The following is a 16,287-nucleotide window of genomic DNA, read 5'->3' as shown; positions in this document are numbered from 1 at the left end:
TGAAAAGAGGATAACGGATGAAATTTTCCTGGAAAATCAGTATTTCCATGCTGGTCATCAGCATGCTGGTGATGGGACTGGGCGGCTATGCACTTTTAGACGCTCTGTTTTCGTCGTCCTGGCAGCGAGAGACCCGGAACGCGGCAGAGGAGAACCGGATGCTGTCTTATTCCTTTGTGGCCTACTGGAATACCACGGTACAGGAATGGCAGAATTTTACAGATAAAGAAATTCAGAAAACAGCGGAGGCCATGTCCCAGGGAATGACGGACAGCGGCCTGACCTTCTGCATCTATGACGGGGATGGCCAGCCTCTCTACATGGAAAAACAAATTTCCTACGATCAGGAGAAGGAAAAAGACATCCAAAAGCTCATCAAGGCCGCATCCGGGGAAACCCGCGCCCGGGAGCTCCGCGAGGAAAACGGCACATATGAGCTGGCTACCATGAGCAGCATTCAGCTGGGAGAGAAGCGGACGCTCTATCTGGAAAGCGACCGGGACGTGACAGCCCTTTTTAACGACCGGACGGAACAGTACCGGATTTACCGCCGGTGGATGCTGGTGGTTTTGCTTTTAGAGCTTCCAGTGTGCTATCTGATGACCGCATGGCTTCTGAAGCCCCTGCGCCGTCTCTCCCGGGCTGCCCGCCGCATCGCCAGCGGCGACATGGAGGTGCGGGCCCGGGTGGAATCCGAGGACGAGGTGGGAAGGCTTACCCGGGATTTCAACCGGATGGCAGACCACCTGGAGCAGCAGTTTACGGAGCTTCAGGATACGGCCAGACGGCAGGAGGATTTTATCGGAAGCTTTGCCCATGAGCTGAAGACGCCCCTGACCTCGATGATTGGCTACGCGGATATGCTGCGGAGCCGGGAGATGACGGAAGAGGAACGGATGGACGCGGCCAATTATATATTTAAAGAAGGAAAGCGGCTGGAGGCCCTGTCCTTTAAGCTTCTGGATCTGATGGTGCTCCGTCATCAGGAGCTTGTGAAAAGACGCGTGTCCACCGAGTGGCTAGCGGAGGAAATCCGGGGGATCCTGGAGCCTGCCCTGGAAAAGCAGGAGATCCGTCTTTGGATGTCGGTAGAGGACAGGCAGGTGGAGCTGGAGCCGGATCTGATGAAAACGGTGCTGATGAATCTTCTGGACAATGGCCGGAAGGCCATGGAGGGCAGCGGTCGGGAAAAGAGGCTGACGCTGCTGGGGCGTCCGGAGCAGGGAGGCTATGCCTTTTATGTGTGCGACAAGGGAAAGGGCATGCCGGAGGCAGAGCTTAGCCGGATCACGGAAGCCTTTTATATGGTGGATAAATCCCGCGCCCGCAGGCAGGGCGGAGCAGGCTTAGGACTCTCCATCTGTGCGGAAATCGTAAAGCGTCATGGGGGCAGATTGGATTTTCAGAGCGAGGAAGGAAAAGGAACTCTGGTAAGGGTATGGCTGCCGGAACAGGCCGGGGAGGAGGAAGCATGAGAAGAAAAAACTGCAGATCCCGAAAAAGTTGGCTTCTGACCGTGGGAGCATTGCTTCTGGCGGCGTCAGTGGGCTTTGGCGTTCCCCTGCTTCTAAGAAAATGGCAGGACGACAGGCGTCTGTCTGTGGTGGAGACGGAGGAAGCGCCGGAGGTGCGGATTACGTCCCAGACAGAGCTTAGTATGGTAGAAAAGACGGAACTGTTTCTGAGCGCCGACGCGAGCACCACCGTATTGGAAAAAGGGAAAAATTACGATGTGCCCGGAAGCCTTGCGAAAGCGGAGGAAGAGCTTGGTACCTTATGCGAAATGGGCGTACTGGACGAAACCTTCCGCACTGCCCAAATGACAGAAGATGACGCAGAGCAGAGTGCGGATCCGATTTTCTATATCGACCCCAGCGGGGAAAAATCCATGATTATCTGGATGCTGAATTTCCAAATCGACACGGAGGAGGACAGATGGATCCTGAAAGCCGCTCTGGATGACGAGACCGGTAAGCTTCTGGAGCTGGGCGTTCAGGAGTGGAACGAGGGTTATGGAAATGGAATCCGTTCCGGCGCGGCGGCGACCGATTCGGACGTGGCGGCGACTGATTCAGACGTGGCGGTGGCCGATTCGGATATCGCAGAGCGGGCTCAAAAATTCGGCTCCTATCTGGGCCTGACAACAGAGCGCGTTACGCAGAGCTGGGAGCTGGCAGATACCATACTTTCCGATGGAGATAAGACGGACTACGACAATCAGGTACACCTTTATGAAAAGAAGGGCTATACCGAAGAAGAGGCCAGAAGGCTGGTAAGCGAGGAATGGGGTATCAGTGATATGAATCCGGACGGTTCCCGGACGGCTCAGATTGTTTACCGCGAGGGCGACAAGGGAGAAGTCAATTACTATCTCCGCCTCGGTTCCCTGAGTCTTTCCATTTATTTTGCCCTATAGCGCAAACTTCCTTGAAAAATGTCGATATCTATGCTATTTTTAAAGATAACATTAGTAGAAAGAAACGACAAAAAGGAGAAAAACCATGAATTTCCTGGAAGAAAGAATTTTAAAAGACGGCATCGTAAAAGAAGGCAACGTCCTGAAAGTAGACAGCTTTCTGAATCATCAGATGGACATCAACCTGTTCAAGCAGATGGGCGAGGAGTTCAAAAAGCGCTTTGCGGACAAGAATATCAATAAAATCATGACCATTGAAGCCTCCGGTATCGGCATCGCCTGTGTGGTAGCCAGCTATTTCGACGTGCCGGTGGTATTTGCCAAAAAGAGCCAGAGCATCAACATTGACGGAGACGTCTACGTGGCAGAGGTAGAGTCCTTCACCCACAAGAACAAAAATCAGGTCATCGTATCCAAGCGTTTCTTAGGGCCGGAGGATCACGTACTGATTATCGACGATTTCCTGGCAAATGGCTGCGCGCTCCAAGGCCTGATTTCCATCGTGGCACAGGCAGGCGGCACCGTGGAAGGTATCGGAATCGCCGTAGAGAAGGGCTTCCAGTCCGGCGGACGGATGATCCGGAACCTTGGCTATCAGCTGGAGTCCCTGGCCATCGTAGAGAGCATGGACGCGGCGACTGGAAATGTGAAATTCCGCGATCAGAGTGAAGTGGAATAAAGATTGGATTAGAAGAAAAACTATGAGTGAAAAAATCGTATTCTGTAAGGGCGGCGGCTGTACAGCAAAACTGGGAGCCGGCGTTTTAAGCCATGTCCTGGAAAAGCTGCCCAGGGGGCCGGAGAATCCGGATCTTCTGGTGGGCTACGACAGTAAGGACGACGCGGCGGTTTACCGCATCAGCGACGACACAGCGGTGGTTCAGACCCTGGACTTCTTTCCGCCCATGGTGGAGGATCCCTATACCTTTGGAAAAATAGCGGCGGCCAATGCCTTAAGCGATATCTATGCCATGGGCGGCGACGTGAAAACCGCGCTCAATATCGTCTGCTTTCCCGAGTCTGCGGATCTGAATATCCTGGGAGAAATCATGCGGGGCGGCTCGGAAAAGGTGCTGGAGGCGGGAGGTATCCTGGCGGGAGGCCATTCTATCCACGACGCCGATGTCAAGTACGGCCTGTCGGTCATGGGACTGGTACACCCGGATCACATCTGGTCCAATAACGGCGGACGGCCCGGAGACAGACTGATTTTTACCAAAAAGCTGGGCGTCGGTATCGTCTGCACGGCGAACCGGGTGGGCGAGGCTTCCGAAGAGGCCATGGCGGAGGCGATTGCGTCCATGACTACGCTGAATAAAACAGCCTCTGAGATAGGAAGAAACTACGAGATTCACGCTTGTACCGATGTGACGGGCTTTGGCTTCCTGGGTCATCTCCATGAGATGATGGACGGAAAGCTGTCCTGTCGGATACAGGCGGAGAAGGTGCCGCGCATCGAGGAAGCGCTGCATCATGCAGAGGAATTTCTGCTGACGGCGGCCGGACAGAAGAATCGGAATTATATGGAGAAATATGTAAAATTTGAAAAAGTTTCCTTTGCTATGGAGGAGCTGCTCTTTGATCCGCAGACCTCCGGCGGACTGCTGATGGCGGTAGGCGCGGACGAGGCAGAGGATCTGAGAAATGAGCTTCGCGCGGCGGGACTTCCGGCGGAGATCGTGGGCGAGATTGTGAAGCGCACGGAGCCGGAGATTCTGGTAGTCGAAGGAGACTCATAGGTAATTATTTAGTAGAAAGAAGGAAGTTATTTTTACAGAAAGAAATTTTCATAAAAATGAGAAAGGAAGAGGAGGGAAAGAAACATGATTCAGGTAAACGCACTGGGCGACGCCTGCCCGATTCCCGTAGTGAAGACCAAAAACGCCATTAAAGAGCTGGGCGGAAGCGGCGTGGTGGAGACGCTGGTAGACAATGAGATTGCAGTCCAGAACCTGACCAAGATGGCCAATCAGAAGGGCTACAGGGTCAGCTCCAAAAAGCTTTCGGACAGACAGTATCAGGTAACCATGGAGATTGGCGAAAACGCAGCAGATACGCAGACTTTGCCGACGAAAGCGGAGCCGGAAGCCTGTATTCCCGACGCCAGGGAGAATACGGTGGTCGTGATAGCCTCCGCCACCATGGGCGAGGGAGATCCGGAGCTTGGACGGCTTCTGATGAAGGGGTACATCTATGCGCTGACACAGCTGGATATCCTGCCAAAGACCCTGCTCTTTTACAATGGAGGTGCCGCCCTCACCTGCGAGGGGTCCGCGTCCCTGGAGGATTTGAAGTCCCTGGAGGCCCAGGGCGTACAGATTCTCACCTGCGGCACCTGCCTGAACCACTACGGGCTGACAGACCGCTTAAAGGTGGGCGAGGTCACCAATATGTACGTCATCGCTGAGACCATGGCGGGCGCGGCGAAAATCGTTAAGCCATGATTTATCTGGATAACGGAGCGACCACCCTTAGAAAGCCCGAGTGCGTAAAGGAGGCCCTTCTGGAAGCCATGGCTTCCATGGGAAATTCCGGAAGGGGCGTCCATGACGCGTCCCTTTACGCGGGACGGACCATCTACCGGGCCAGAGAAAGCCTGGCAGAGCTTCTGGGCGCGGCGGCTCCGGAGCAGGTGGTCTTTACGGCCAATGCCACCGAGAGCCTGAATCTGGTGCTTGGCAGCCTGTTCGGGCCGGGGGATCATGTGATTACCACCGTCTGCGAGCACAATTCCGTGCTGCGACCCCTGTACCGGCTGCAGGGCGTGGAGCTGTCGGTGCTTCCTGTAAAGGCGGAAGCCGGGGAAGAGCGGCAGGCAGGCATCCTGGCTTACGATGAGTTGGAATCCCTGCTCCGTCCGAACACAAAAGCCCTGATCATCACCCACGCCTCCAACCTGACGGGCAATATCACCGATCTGGAACGTGCGGCAGCCTTCGCAAAAAAGCACAGTCTTTTGCTTATCGTAGACGCTGCGCAGACGGCGGGCGCAGTCCCCATGGATATGGAACATATGGGGATCGACGTCCTGTGCTTCACCGGCCACAAGGGACTTTACGGCCCCCAGGGAACCGGAGGCGTCTGCGTCCGTCCCGGCCTTTCGATCCGGCCCCTGAAGGTGGGCGGAAGCGGAATTCACAGCTTCGACCGGGAGCATCCGTCGGAGATGCCGGCGGCGCTGGAGGCGGGCACCCTGAACGGCCATGGAATCGCGGGCCTGGGCGCGGCGGCCCGTTGGCTTCTGGAGACCGGCGTGGAGCAGATTCGCGCCCGGGAGCAGGCGCTTCTTCGGCGGTTTGTGGACGGCGTGAAGGAGGTGGAGGGCGTAACCCTCTACGGAAATCCGGATCTGGACCGTCGGACGGGAATCCAGTCCCTGAATATCCGGGATTACGATTCTGCACGGGTGGCGGACTGGCTCTATGAGGATTACGGGATCGCCGTCCGGGGAGGAGCCCACTGCGCGCCGCTTCTGCATGAGGCGCTGGGAACCCGGGAGCAGGGGGCGGTCCGGTTCAGCTTTTCCTATTTCAATACAGAGGCAGAGGCAGACGAGGCGGCGGCAGCCGTCCGGGAGCTGGCGGAGGAGTAAGGCAATGCGGAAAAAAACAGAAGCGCTGGTGATCTCCTTTGGAACCACCACCGAGGCCATGAAAATGGAACGGCATTGTGAAAAGGAGGGGCTTCCCGGCAGACTGATTCCCATTCCCCGGGAGATTACCGCAGGCTGCGGTATGGCCTGGAAGGCGAAGCCCACAGAGAAGGAGCTGCTGCAGCAGGCAATGCTTTGGGCGGCTATCCGGTGGGAGGGTATGTATACCCTGGAACTATGAAAAATATGTAAGAATTTATCTATCGCAAATGAGGAGAAACATGTATGAATGAAGTAGAAAACAAGAAAGCAGCCTATGATTTTTATGGCAAAATGCCTTTTCGAAAAGCATTTCCCCTGGGACTCCAGCACGTGCTGGCCATGTTCGTGGGAAATCTGACCCCGATTCTGATTATCACAGGAGCCTGCGGAATCGGCTCCGGTACGGAATTTGCGGAGGTGCAGGTAGCGCTTCTGCAGAACGCCATGCTGGTGGCGGGAATTGTAACCCTGATTCAGCTGTACGCCATCGGTCCGGTGGGCGGAAAGGTACCGATTATCATGGGTACCAGCTCCGGCTTTATCGGCGTATTCAACAGCGTGGCAGGCGTCATGGGCGGCGGTATCCTGGCGTACGGCGCGATTCTGGGAGCTTCCCTGATTGGCGGCCTTTTTGAGACGGTTCTCGGCTTTATGCTGAAGCCTCTGCGCCGCTTCTTTCCGGCAGTTGTGACCGGTACCGTGGTACTTTCCATCGGTCTGTCCCTGATTTCCGTAGGCGTGGGATCCTTCGGCGGCGGAAGCTCCGCGAAGGATTACGGCTCCATGGAAAACCTGCTCCTGGGAACTCTGGTGCTGGTGGTCATCATTGCGCTGAAGCATGGCACAAAGGGAATGACCAGTGTTTCTTCGATTCTGATTGGAATTATTGTAGGCTATATTGTGGCGGCGATCATGGCACTGGTTCTGCCCACCACCGGAGTAACCGCGGAGGGCGTGGAGTATACCAAGGCCTGGGTTTTGAACTGGGATAAGGTGGCCCAGGCAAAATGGTTCGCGGTTCCGGCCCTGATGCCGGTGAAGCTGGTCTTCGACCCCAGAGCCATTGTTCCGGTGCTGATTATGTTCGTGGTAACCGCGGTGGAGACCGTAGGAGATATCTCCGGCGTCATTGAGGGCGGTATGGATCGGGAGGCGACCGATTCCGAGCTGTCCGGCGGCGTAGTCTGCGACGGCGTGGGCTCCTCCCTGGCTTCCCTGTTCGGCGTGCTTCCGAACACCTCCTTCAGCCAGAACGTAGGTCTGGTCACCATGACCAAGGTGGTAAACCGGTTTGCCCTGGCGACCGGAGCCGTGTTCCTGATTCTCTGCGGCCTGTTCCCCAAGCTGTCCGCACTGATTTCCATTATGCCCCAGAGTGTTCTGGGCGGCGCGGCAGTCATGATGTTTTCCTCCATCGTAGTCAGCGGTATCGGCCTGATTACCAAGGAGAAAATGACCGTTCGCAACACGACGATTGTATCTGTGGCGCTGGGTCTGGGCTATGGTCTGGGCGCCAACAGTGGCGTGCTGGCGGGACTGCCCCAGAGCGTACAGCTCATCTTCGGCGGATCCGGTATCGTACCGGCTGCCCTGGTAGCGATTATCCTGAATATTGTTCTCCCAAAGGAGGAATAGCATGATAAAAATAAGAGAATTGGTAAAGGTGGAAAGTCTGGAGGAGGCCTGGGAGCTGAACCAGAAGCGCACCAACAAGATCCTGGGCGGTATGCTGTGGCTCCGCCTGGGCAACCGGAACGTGCAGAAGGCCATCGATCTGTCAGGTCTGGGGCTTGACGAGATCGAGGAGACGGAGGAAGCATTTTCCATCGGCTGTATGGTGACCTTGCGTCAGATCGAGCTGCATGAGGGACTGAACGCCCTGTGCGAGGGACTGCTGCATGACGCGATCTGCGATATCGTGGGCACCCAGTTCCGGAACCTGGCTACGGTAGGCGGCAGTATCTTCGGACGCTTCGGCTTCTCCGATGTGATGACGGCGTTTCTGGCCCTGGATTCCTACGTGGAGCTCTATAAGGGCGGCATTGTGCCAATGTCAGAATTTGTAAAAATGAAGCGTGACAATGACATTCTGGTGCGGGTCATCGTAAAGAAATGTCCGGGTCATTTTGCGTATCTGTCCCACCGGAACACACGAACCGATTTTCCGGTGCTGACCGTGGCCGTATCCGACTGCGGCGGCGTAAAGAAGGCCGTGATTGGCGCAAGACCGGGTATCGCGAAGCTGTATGAGATCGAGCGCATGGACAAGGAGACAGCAGAGCGTCTGGCAGATGAAACCCCCTTCCAGAGCAATATGCGCGCCTCCGACGCCTTCCGCCGTCATCTGGCAGGCGTGCTGCTTGGACGTGCCTTCGCAGAGATTCAGGGAAAGGAGTGAGGCTGACATGATCGTAACGATGATCTTAAACGGAAAAAAGATAACAGATGAGATTGCCGCGGATATGACACTCTTTGATTTTGTCCGGAAGCATGGCTGCCACAGTGTAAAATGCGGCTGTGAGACGACCAACTGCGGACTCTGTACCGTATTTCTGGACGGTACCCCGGTGCTTTCCTGCGCCATGCTTGCGGCGCGGACAGAGGGACGCCGGGTGGAGACCCTGGAGGGACTGCAGAAGGAAGCAGAGGAATTCGGCTCCTTTATCGCCGATCAGGGCGCGGAGCAGTGCGGCTTCTGCAATCCGGGCATGATTATGAACGCCATCGCCCTGTTCCGGGAGAACCCGGAGCCCACCGACGAGGAAATCAAGCAGTATCTGGCAGGCAACCTGTGCCGCTGCTCTGGCTATGAGGGACAGCTGCGGGGAATGCACGCCTTTATCGAGTATAAGAAGAACGGAGGTGCCGCATGCGGGAAGTAGGAAAACGGGAACGCAAGAAGGACGCCATAGCGCTGGTGACCGGACAGCCGGTCTATGTAGATGACCTCGCCCCGAAGGAATGTCTGGTGGTAAAGCTTCTTCGCAGCCCCCACGCCAATGCCATCGTGGAGGACGTAAACTACGCGGCGGCCTTGAAGATTCCGGGTATCGAGGCAGTGTATACCTGGAAGGACGTGCCGAAGAACCGGTTTGCCACAGCGGGACAGACCTATCCGGAGTGGAGCCCCTACGACCATCTGATTCTCGATCAGCATGTGCGCTTTGTGGGCGATCCGGTAGCGATTGTAGCAGGCGAGAATGAAGAATGTGTGGATAAGGCCCTGCGGGTGATCCGGGTGAAATACCAGGTGCTTCCGGCGCTGCTGGATTATCATGAGGCCATCGATAATGAAATCCTGGTGCATCCGGAGGATAACTGGGAATCCCGGTTCCCGGTGGGAGCGGACAACAGGCGGAATCTCTGTGCCCATATGGAGGACGGCGACGGAGATGTGGAGGCGGTCCTTGAGGACTGTGAGGTAAAGCTCACCCGCACCTACCATGTCCCGGCGGTCAACCAGGCCATGATGGAGACCTTCCGGACCTATTGCTATATCGATACCTACGGAAGACTGGTGGTCGTAAGCTCGACCCAGATCGTATTCCATGTAAGACGAATTGTATCCACGGCCCTCGGGATTCCCAGGGCAAAGGTGCGGGCCATGAAGCCCCGGATAGGCGGCGGCTTCGGCGCCAAGCAGACGGTGGTGACGGAGATTTATCCGGCCTTTGTTACCTGGATGACAAAGAAGCCGTCCAAGCTCATCTATACCAGAAAAGAAAGCCAGATTGCCGGCTCTCCCCGTCATGAGATGGACGTCCGGGTCAGCATCGGCGCAGACCGGGACGGAACGATCCGTGCCATCGACCTCTACAACCTGTCCAATACAGGCGCTTACGGCGACCACGGCCCCACTACGGCGGGACTGACGGGACACAAGGCGATTCCCCTGTATACAGCCAACCTGGAGGCCTTCCGTCATGTATTTGACGTAGTCTACACGAATCAGCTTGCCACAGGCGCGTACCGGGGTTATGGAGCCACCCAGGGAATCTTTGCCCTGGAATCCATCGTAAATGAGCTGGCGACGGTTCTTCACATGGATCCGGTGGAGCTGCGACTGAAAAATGTGGTACGGGAAAAGATGCTTATGCCGGCTTATTTCGGCGAGGTGGCAGAGAGCTGCCGTCTGGACGAGTGTCTGGTCCGGGCCTGCGAAATGATTGGCTGGAAGGAAAAATACCCTGCCCGGGATATGGGAAATGGCAAGGTACGCGCTGTAGGCGTGGGTATGGCCATGCAGGGCTCCTGTATCTCCAATGTGGACGTGGGATCCGCGACGATCATGCTCAACGAGGACGGTACCTATAAGCTGGCCATCGCGGCGGCGGATATGGGAACCGGCTGCGATACCATTCTGGCCCAGATGGCGGCGGAATGTCTGCATGTGACCACCGACGAGATCTTCGTTTCCGGCGCGGACACAGACAGCTCCCCCTATGATTCCGGATCCTACGCCTCCAGTACCACCTATATTACGGGGCAGGCCGTGGTCAAGGCAGCCACAGAGCTGGAAAAACGGATCTGCCAGGTAGCGGCAGGCATGCTGGAATGCGACCCGGAGGACGTGGAGTTCGACGGCAGAAAAGCCACCGATGTGAAAACCGGAAAATCCGTTACCAGCGAGGAGATCGGCTACAAGGCCCAGGTCTGCAACGAAATCGCGTTACAGGTGACAGAAAGCCATAGCTCCCCGGTATCGCCGCCTCCCTATATGGCAGGCGCGGTGGAAATCGAGCTGGATAAGGAGACGGGCCATGTGGAGATCCTGGACTATGCGGCGGTGGTAGACTGCGGTACGGTTGTGAACCCGAACCTGGCGACGGTCCAGGTGGAGGGAGGCTTAGGTCAGGGAATCGGAATGACTCTCTACGAGAATATTCAGTACACGGAGAAGGGTAAGCTTATCAATAGTTCCCTGATGCAGTACAAGATCCCGACCCGCCAGGATATGGGACATTTCCGGGTGGAATTTAAGCCGAGCTTCGAGCCCACCGGCCCCTTCGGCGTAAAATCCATCGGTGAGATCGTGATCAATACCCCGGCTCCGGCCCTGGCCCATGCCATCTATAACGCGACGGGCGTATGGCACCGGAACCTGCCGATTACCAGCGAGAAGATTGCGCTGGGGACAGACTGATTCGGATAAGACATGTTAAAAGAATGGATAGACGGGAAATGGGTGGAGCGGGAGTCGCTGCTGGCTTCCCTGGGTCCGGTCGAAAGCAGCGTTGCTTTTGGTGGGAAACCGGAAAAGAAGCCGGAAAAGAACCGGGTCATTTCCATCGTGGGCGCAGGCGGAAAAACCACCTGTCTGCGCCGCTTACAGATGGAATGTAAAAAACTGGGAATCCAGGCAGCCGCAGGTACCACCACCCATATCCGATATGAAAAGAATACAGGATTTCTGGACCGTCCGGATCTGCAGGCGGCCCGGGAGATGTTAAAGAAGACAGGCACTCTCTGGATGGGAGAGCCTGTTTCCGACTGGAAATGTAAAGCGCTGCCGGATCGGTTTTACCGGGAGCTTCTGTCGGAGGGGATCTGGCTTTTGCTGGAGGCAGACGGAGCCAGAGAAAAGCCGGTCAAAGCGCCCAGGGAGGGCGAACCGGTGATTTTGCCGGAGACGGGGCTTGTGCTCTGCGTGTATGGACTGGACGCTGTGGGGCAGCCTATCAAAGAGGTCTGCTGTCGTGTGGAGCAGGTCTGCGCCATTCTGGAAAAGCAGGAGACCGCCCGGCTGACCGCCGCGGATCTGGCAAAACTGGCAATCAGTCCACAGGGGGGCCGAAAGGGTGTGCAGCCTGGCATGTGCTATGCGGTGCTGTTCAATAAGGCGGATACGCCGGAGCGCGAGGCAGCAGCATGGGAGGCCGCCCGGCAAATACGAACATTGGAAAAGAAACTGATAAACGCAAAATATTTCAAAGAAACCTTTATGAGAAATCCAACGGGAGAAGTTGAAATAAGTTTAGCGAAAAAACAGTTTTCAGATAGAGAAATGAGAGAGAAATCAGGAAGTGCGGAATGGGGAGAGTGTGTGATTCTCACAGCCTCTCACTTAATGCCGCCCTGGAATCCGCAGATAACAGGAGAAGCAAAGTGAAGATATTGATTAGGGGAGCCGGGGATCTGGCCACCGGCGTGGCCTGGGAGCTTTTCCGGGAGGGGCACCGGATTATCATGACAGAAATCGCCGTACCGCTGACGGTACGCCGCCAGGTGGCCTATTCCCGGGCGGTCTACGAGGGACGGGCGGAGGTAGAGGGCGTGACCGGCGTGCTGGCCGGATCGGCGGAGGAAGCCATAGCCCTCTCAGAACAGGGCGTCATCAGCGTACTGGTGGATCCGGAAGCCCGGGTGCGAAAGATCTGGCAGCCGGAGGTAGTTATCGACGCCATCATGGCGAAGAAAAATATCGGAACAATGCTTACGGACGCGCCGCTGGTGCTGGCTCTGGGGCCCGGCTTCCGGGCAGGGACAGACTGCCACGCAGTCATTGAAACCATGCGCGGAGAAGCCCTGGGCCGCCCCATTTACCGGGGCAGCGCCATTCCCAATACGGGCGTACCGGGCATGGTGGGCGGCTACGCCATGGAGCGCCTGATTAAGGCTTCCGGGGACGGCCGGATGGAGCCGGTGGCGGCCATCGGAGACATCGTAGAGAAGGGTAGCGTCCTGGCCTATACAGGCGGCAAACCGGTGTACGCGCAGATTGATGGCGTTATCCGGGGCATGCTGCAGGCAGGCGTGCCGGTAAAGAAGGGTATGAAAATCGGGGACGTGGATCCGAGAAAGGACGAAAGCCTGGTTCATCTCATTTCCGATAAATCCCATAAGATAGGACGGGGCTGCGCGGAGGCCGTCCGGACGCTGGTAGGGCGGCAGTACGGTATCGTGGCGCTGGCAGCGGGGCTGTCCAGCCGGTACGGCGGAAATAAGCTTCTGGAGGAGCAGGTGGACGGGCGTCCCTTGTACGAAGTAACTTTGGATAAGCTGGGCGCTTTTTCGGACTGCACCCGTGTAATCGTGACCCGGTTTCCGGAAATTGCCAAGGCAGCCGGGAAGCGCGGCGTAAGGGTTGTGATAAATCAGGAGCCGGAGCGGGGGATCAGCCATTCCCTGCAGCTTGGACTTACGGAATGTCTTCGGCAGAATCCGGATCTGCGGGGCGTATTGTGTATGGTCTGCGACCAGCCCTATCTGGAACCGGCGACCATGGAAAGACTTCTGGAGGAGGGCTTTTCTTATCCCGGGGCTATCGTCTGCGCCGGACACGGGGAGCAGCGGGGCAATCCGGTTCTCTGGGACAAAAGCTATTTCCCGGAGCTTCTGGAGCTGACCGGCGATACCGGAGGCCGTCAGGTGATAAAGCGGTATCCGGAAAGGGTGCGCCTGGTGGAATGTGGGGAAAAGGAACTCGCAGATGTGGATATCCGCGCGTAAAGAAAGAAGGATTGTGGAAAACTTGCGTCATTTATATACCATCTTACAGGAATATCAGGATAAAAAGGAGAAACGGATTCTGACCGTCTTAAAGGGACCCCATGCGGGGGAAAAAGCCTTTTTTGCCGGAGACGGGCTTCTCTGGGAGAGAACCGGACAGGGATTTTTCACAGAACACCGGGAGGAGGCCGGGGCAATCCGGGCCGAAGGACAGCAGGAGCTGGCAGGGGAGACGGTATTCTGCGACTGTCTGGGAGAAGCGAAGAAGCTGGTGATCTGCGGCGCGGGCCATGTGGGCGTGGCGCTGCTTCGTATGGCTTTGCTGCTGGGCTTCGACGTGACGGTTCTGGAGGACCGCCCGTACTTTGCGGACGGAGCCAGACGGGCCGGCGCCCGGAGGGTGATCTGCGATACCTTTGAGGCAGGGCTTGCAGAGGTTCCCGGGGACGAGGACACCTTCTTTGTCGTCATGACCCGGGGACACCGCTACGATCTCATCTGCCTGGAAAAGATTCTGGGGAAGAGCTATGCCTATCTGGGTATGATGGGCAGCAGGGGCCGGTCGGCGCTTGTGAAAAAAAAGCTGCTGGAGCAGGGCTTTTTGGCAGGACAGGTGGAGGATCTTCACGCGCCCATTGGACTGGGCATTCACGCGGAGACGCCGGAGGAAATCGCGGTCTCGATACTGGGAGAAATCATTTCCGTCAAAAACGGGGATAAGAAGAACAGCAGCTTCTCGGAGGAGCAGCTGGAGCTTCTCGGGGACGGGACGGACACACGGGCGAAGGTGCTGTGTACCATCGTAGCCCGCCGGGGTTCGGCACCAAGAAGTGTCGGTACCAAAATGCTGGTGCTGGAGGACGGCACCGTATCCGGAACCATCGGCGGCGGCTGCGTGGAAGCGGGCGTGAAGGAAAAAGCCCGGTGGCTTATGCAGGATAAGGAAAAGCAGCAGGAGCTGATTTCTGTGAGTATGACAGCCTGCGACGCGGAGGAAGAGGGCATGGTCTGCGGCGGCGTCATAGAAGTGCTGCTGGAGAAATGCTGAAAGAATTTTAAAATGATACAAGCCGGATACATTCCTCACCTATACTGAGCTTCAAGAGGTGAGGAACATGCAGCGTGAGCATGTATATGAGAGACCGGGGCGTTCCGAATCCCGCCGTCGCCGCCGGCAGAGGCAGTTTTATCGGATTCTTGCAGCCATCTGGCTGATGGCCTTTGTGCTGGGATTGCTTTGCGGGAAGCTTGTATTTGCGAAAGAGACGGGCCTGCTGGCGAGAGCCGGGGCGGAATCGGCGGCAGAAGAATCCGAAAATGACAGGACGCAGACGGCTGAGCATGATAGTGGGACAATCGATAACCCGGACGGGGAAGAAAGCGCCGGGGACTGGAAGCTGACCCTGGTCAACGCCACGCACCCCATGGCGGAGGGCTATCGTCCCCGGGTGTCTGAAATCGAGAATAATTACTATTTTGACAGCCGGGCGGTGGGAGAGCTGCAGCAGATGCTGGCCGATGGCCGGAAAGAGGGCCTGGACTTCTGGATCTGCTCCGCCTATCGGACCATGGAGAAGCAGACAGACCTTTATAACAATAAGGTGAGCCGCCTGCAGGCCGAGGGCTTAAGCTATGAGGATGCCTATCGCCAGGCGGGAACCGTCGTGGCCTACCCCGGGACCAGCGAGCATAACCTGGGACTGGCGGCAGATATTGTGGCAAAGGATTATCAGCTTCTGGACGATAAGCAGGCAGAGACGCCGGAGGCTAAATGGCTCGGGGAAAACTGCTGGCGCTACGGCTTTATCCTGCGCTATCCCACGGATAAGACCGGGGAAACGGGGATCATCTTCGAACCCTGGCATTACCGCTATGTGGGGAAAGAGGCTGCCAGGGAAATCATGGAGCAGGGAATCTGCCTGGAGGAATATCTGGGCGAGAAGTAAAAGGAAGCAGGAACGATGAACAAAATAAATTATCAAAAAGAACTGGATAAAGTAATCGAAGTATTGCAGCGTCAGGGCCGGGTGCCCCGTCTTCTGCTCCACAGCTGCTGCGCGCCCTGCAGCAGCTACGTGCTGGAATATCTGTCCCGGTATTTTGAAATCACCGTCTTTTATTACAATCCGAACATCTATCCGCCGGAGGAATTCGGAAAGCGTGTGGAGGAGCAGAAGCGCCTGATTGCCCAGCTTCCCGCAGAGCATCCCATCTCCTTCCTGGACGGGCCTTACGAGCCGGAGCGCTTCTATGAGATGGCCCGGGGACTGGAGCAGGTTCCCGAGGGAGGGGAGCGCTGCTTTAAGTGTTATCGTCTGCGTCTTACGGAGACTGCGGAGATGGCCCGCGCCGGAAAATACGATTACTTTACCACGACCCTGTCCATCAGCCCCTTAAAGAACGCGGAGAAGCTCAATGAGATCGGCGGTCAGCTGGCGAAGGACTATGGCGTGGACTATCTCTACAGCGATTTCAAAAAACGGAACGGTTACAAGCGCTCCACAGAGCTGTCCAGGGAATACGGCCTCTACCGGCAGGATTACTGCGGCTGTGTGTTCTCCATGCGGGAGCGCCGGGCACAGCAGGAGGCCGCGGCAAAAGAAATTTAAAACTGTTTGAGATGTGTAGAAAAACAGAATAGTTTTCAAAATATGAAAAAATATGAAAAATAAGGTTGACAAATAGGAAAACATCCCGTATAATATGTTTTGTTGCTGCTTCAGTAAGAAGCAAATACAAATGCGATAGTGGCGTAGTTGGTAACGCGCGACCTTGCCAAGGTCGAGAC

16 protein-coding genes are annotated in these 16,287 nt (G+C 56.4%); all 16 read left to right on the top strand.

Going from position 1 to position 16,287, the window contains the following annotated elements; genetic code table 11:
- The first annotated feature begins 17 nt into the window (after window positions 1-17).
- The 16 genes from ACTRC3_RS04715 (at window position 18) to ACTRC3_RS04640 (ending at window position 16,108) form a co-directional block, all read left to right on the top strand.
- The gene (locus tag ACTRC3_RS04715) at window positions 18-1,475 is read left to right on the top strand and encodes a sensor histidine kinase (RefSeq protein WP_440321925.1); all 1,458 of its coding nucleotides are present in this window, start codon (window positions 18-20) and stop codon (window positions 1,473-1,475) included.
- On the top strand, window positions 1,472-2,416 hold the full coding sequence (locus tag ACTRC3_RS04710; RefSeq protein ID WP_440321923.1) for a hypothetical protein: 945 nt from the start codon (window positions 1,472-1,474) through the stop codon (window positions 2,414-2,416). Before ACTRC3_RS04715 ends, ACTRC3_RS04710 begins: the two co-directional genes overlap by 4 nt.
- 85 nt (window positions 2,417-2,501) lie before the next feature.
- Window positions 2,502-3,095, top strand: coding sequence for a xanthine phosphoribosyltransferase (locus ACTRC3_RS04705; RefSeq protein ID WP_178039790.1), 594 nt, complete (start codon window positions 2,502-2,504; stop codon window positions 3,093-3,095).
- A 22-nt stretch (window positions 3,096-3,117) separates the two neighbouring features.
- Entirely contained in the window at window positions 3,118-4,155 is a 1,038-nt protein-coding gene (gene selD, locus ACTRC3_RS04700; protein ID WP_440321920.1) for a selenide, water dikinase SelD, read from the top strand.
- Window positions 4,156-4,239: 84 nt separating this feature from the next.
- The gene (gene yedF / locus ACTRC3_RS04695; protein ID WP_440321918.1) at window positions 4,240-4,860 is read left to right on the top strand and encodes a sulfurtransferase-like selenium metabolism protein YedF; all 621 of its coding nucleotides are present in this window, start codon (window positions 4,240-4,242) and stop codon (window positions 4,858-4,860) included.
- Window positions 4,857-6,008, top strand: coding sequence for an aminotransferase class V-fold PLP-dependent enzyme (locus ACTRC3_RS04690; RefSeq protein ID WP_440321917.1), 1,152 nt, complete (start codon window positions 4,857-4,859; stop codon window positions 6,006-6,008). The genes yedF and ACTRC3_RS04690 overlap by 4 nt, the downstream gene beginning before the upstream one ends.
- A 4-nt stretch (window positions 6,009-6,012) precedes the next feature.
- Window positions 6,013-6,249 (top strand): DUF3343 domain-containing protein, encoded by a 237-nt coding sequence (locus ACTRC3_RS04685; RefSeq protein ID WP_440321916.1) that lies wholly within the window; start codon window positions 6,013-6,015, stop codon window positions 6,247-6,249.
- Window positions 6,250-6,293: 44 nt separating this feature from the next.
- Complete coding sequence (locus tag ACTRC3_RS04680) at window positions 6,294-7,685, top strand: uracil-xanthine permease family protein (RefSeq protein WP_440321914.1); 1,392 nt, start codon at window positions 6,294-6,296, stop codon at window positions 7,683-7,685.
- Window position 7,686: 1 nt separating this feature from the next.
- Window positions 7,687-8,448 carry an FAD binding domain-containing protein gene (locus ACTRC3_RS04675; protein WP_440321912.1) on the top strand — a complete coding sequence of 254 codons (762 nt, stop codon included), beginning with the start codon at window positions 7,687-7,689 and terminating at the stop codon, window positions 8,446-8,448.
- 7 nt (window positions 8,449-8,455) lie between these two features.
- A complete protein-coding gene (locus tag ACTRC3_RS04670; protein ID WP_440321910.1) occupies window positions 8,456-8,932 on the top strand; it encodes a (2Fe-2S)-binding protein in 477 nt (158 codons plus the stop codon).
- Complete coding sequence (locus tag ACTRC3_RS04665; RefSeq protein ID WP_440321909.1) at window positions 8,920-11,193, top strand: xanthine dehydrogenase family protein molybdopterin-binding subunit; 2,274 nt, start codon at window positions 8,920-8,922, stop codon at window positions 11,191-11,193. Before ACTRC3_RS04670 ends, ACTRC3_RS04665 begins: the two co-directional genes overlap by 13 nt.
- Window positions 11,194-11,205: 12 nt before the next feature.
- Window positions 11,206-12,159: a selenium cofactor biosynthesis protein YqeC gene (yqeC, locus tag ACTRC3_RS04660; protein ID WP_440321907.1), complete on the top strand. Its 954-nt coding sequence runs from the start codon at window positions 11,206-11,208 to the stop codon at window positions 12,157-12,159.
- The gene (gene yqeB / locus ACTRC3_RS04655; RefSeq protein WP_440321905.1) at window positions 12,156-13,499 is read left to right on the top strand and encodes a selenium-dependent molybdenum cofactor biosynthesis protein YqeB; all 1,344 of its coding nucleotides are present in this window, start codon (window positions 12,156-12,158) and stop codon (window positions 13,497-13,499) included. The genes yqeC and yqeB overlap by 4 nt, the downstream gene beginning before the upstream one ends.
- A 13-nt stretch (window positions 13,500-13,512) precedes the next feature.
- Complete coding sequence (locus ACTRC3_RS04650) at window positions 13,513-14,547, top strand: XdhC family protein (RefSeq protein WP_440321903.1); 1,035 nt, start codon at window positions 13,513-13,515, stop codon at window positions 14,545-14,547.
- 67 nt (window positions 14,548-14,614) lie between these two features.
- Complete coding sequence (locus tag ACTRC3_RS04645; protein ID WP_440321901.1) at window positions 14,615-15,445, top strand: M15 family metallopeptidase; 831 nt, start codon at window positions 14,615-14,617, stop codon at window positions 15,443-15,445.
- Window positions 15,446-15,460: 15 nt separating this feature from the next.
- A complete protein-coding gene (locus ACTRC3_RS04640; protein ID WP_440321899.1) occupies window positions 15,461-16,108 on the top strand; it encodes an epoxyqueuosine reductase QueH in 648 nt (215 codons plus the stop codon).
- The last annotated feature ends 179 nt before the right edge of the window (window positions 16,109-16,287 follow it).

The organism is Laedolimicola sp., from assembly GCF_051972735.1.
In the GTDB taxonomy this organism is placed as follows: domain Bacteria; phylum Bacillota; class Clostridia; order Lachnospirales; family Lachnospiraceae; genus Laedolimicola; species Laedolimicola intestinihominis.
This window is presented reverse-complemented; position numbering and strand designations above follow the sequence as displayed.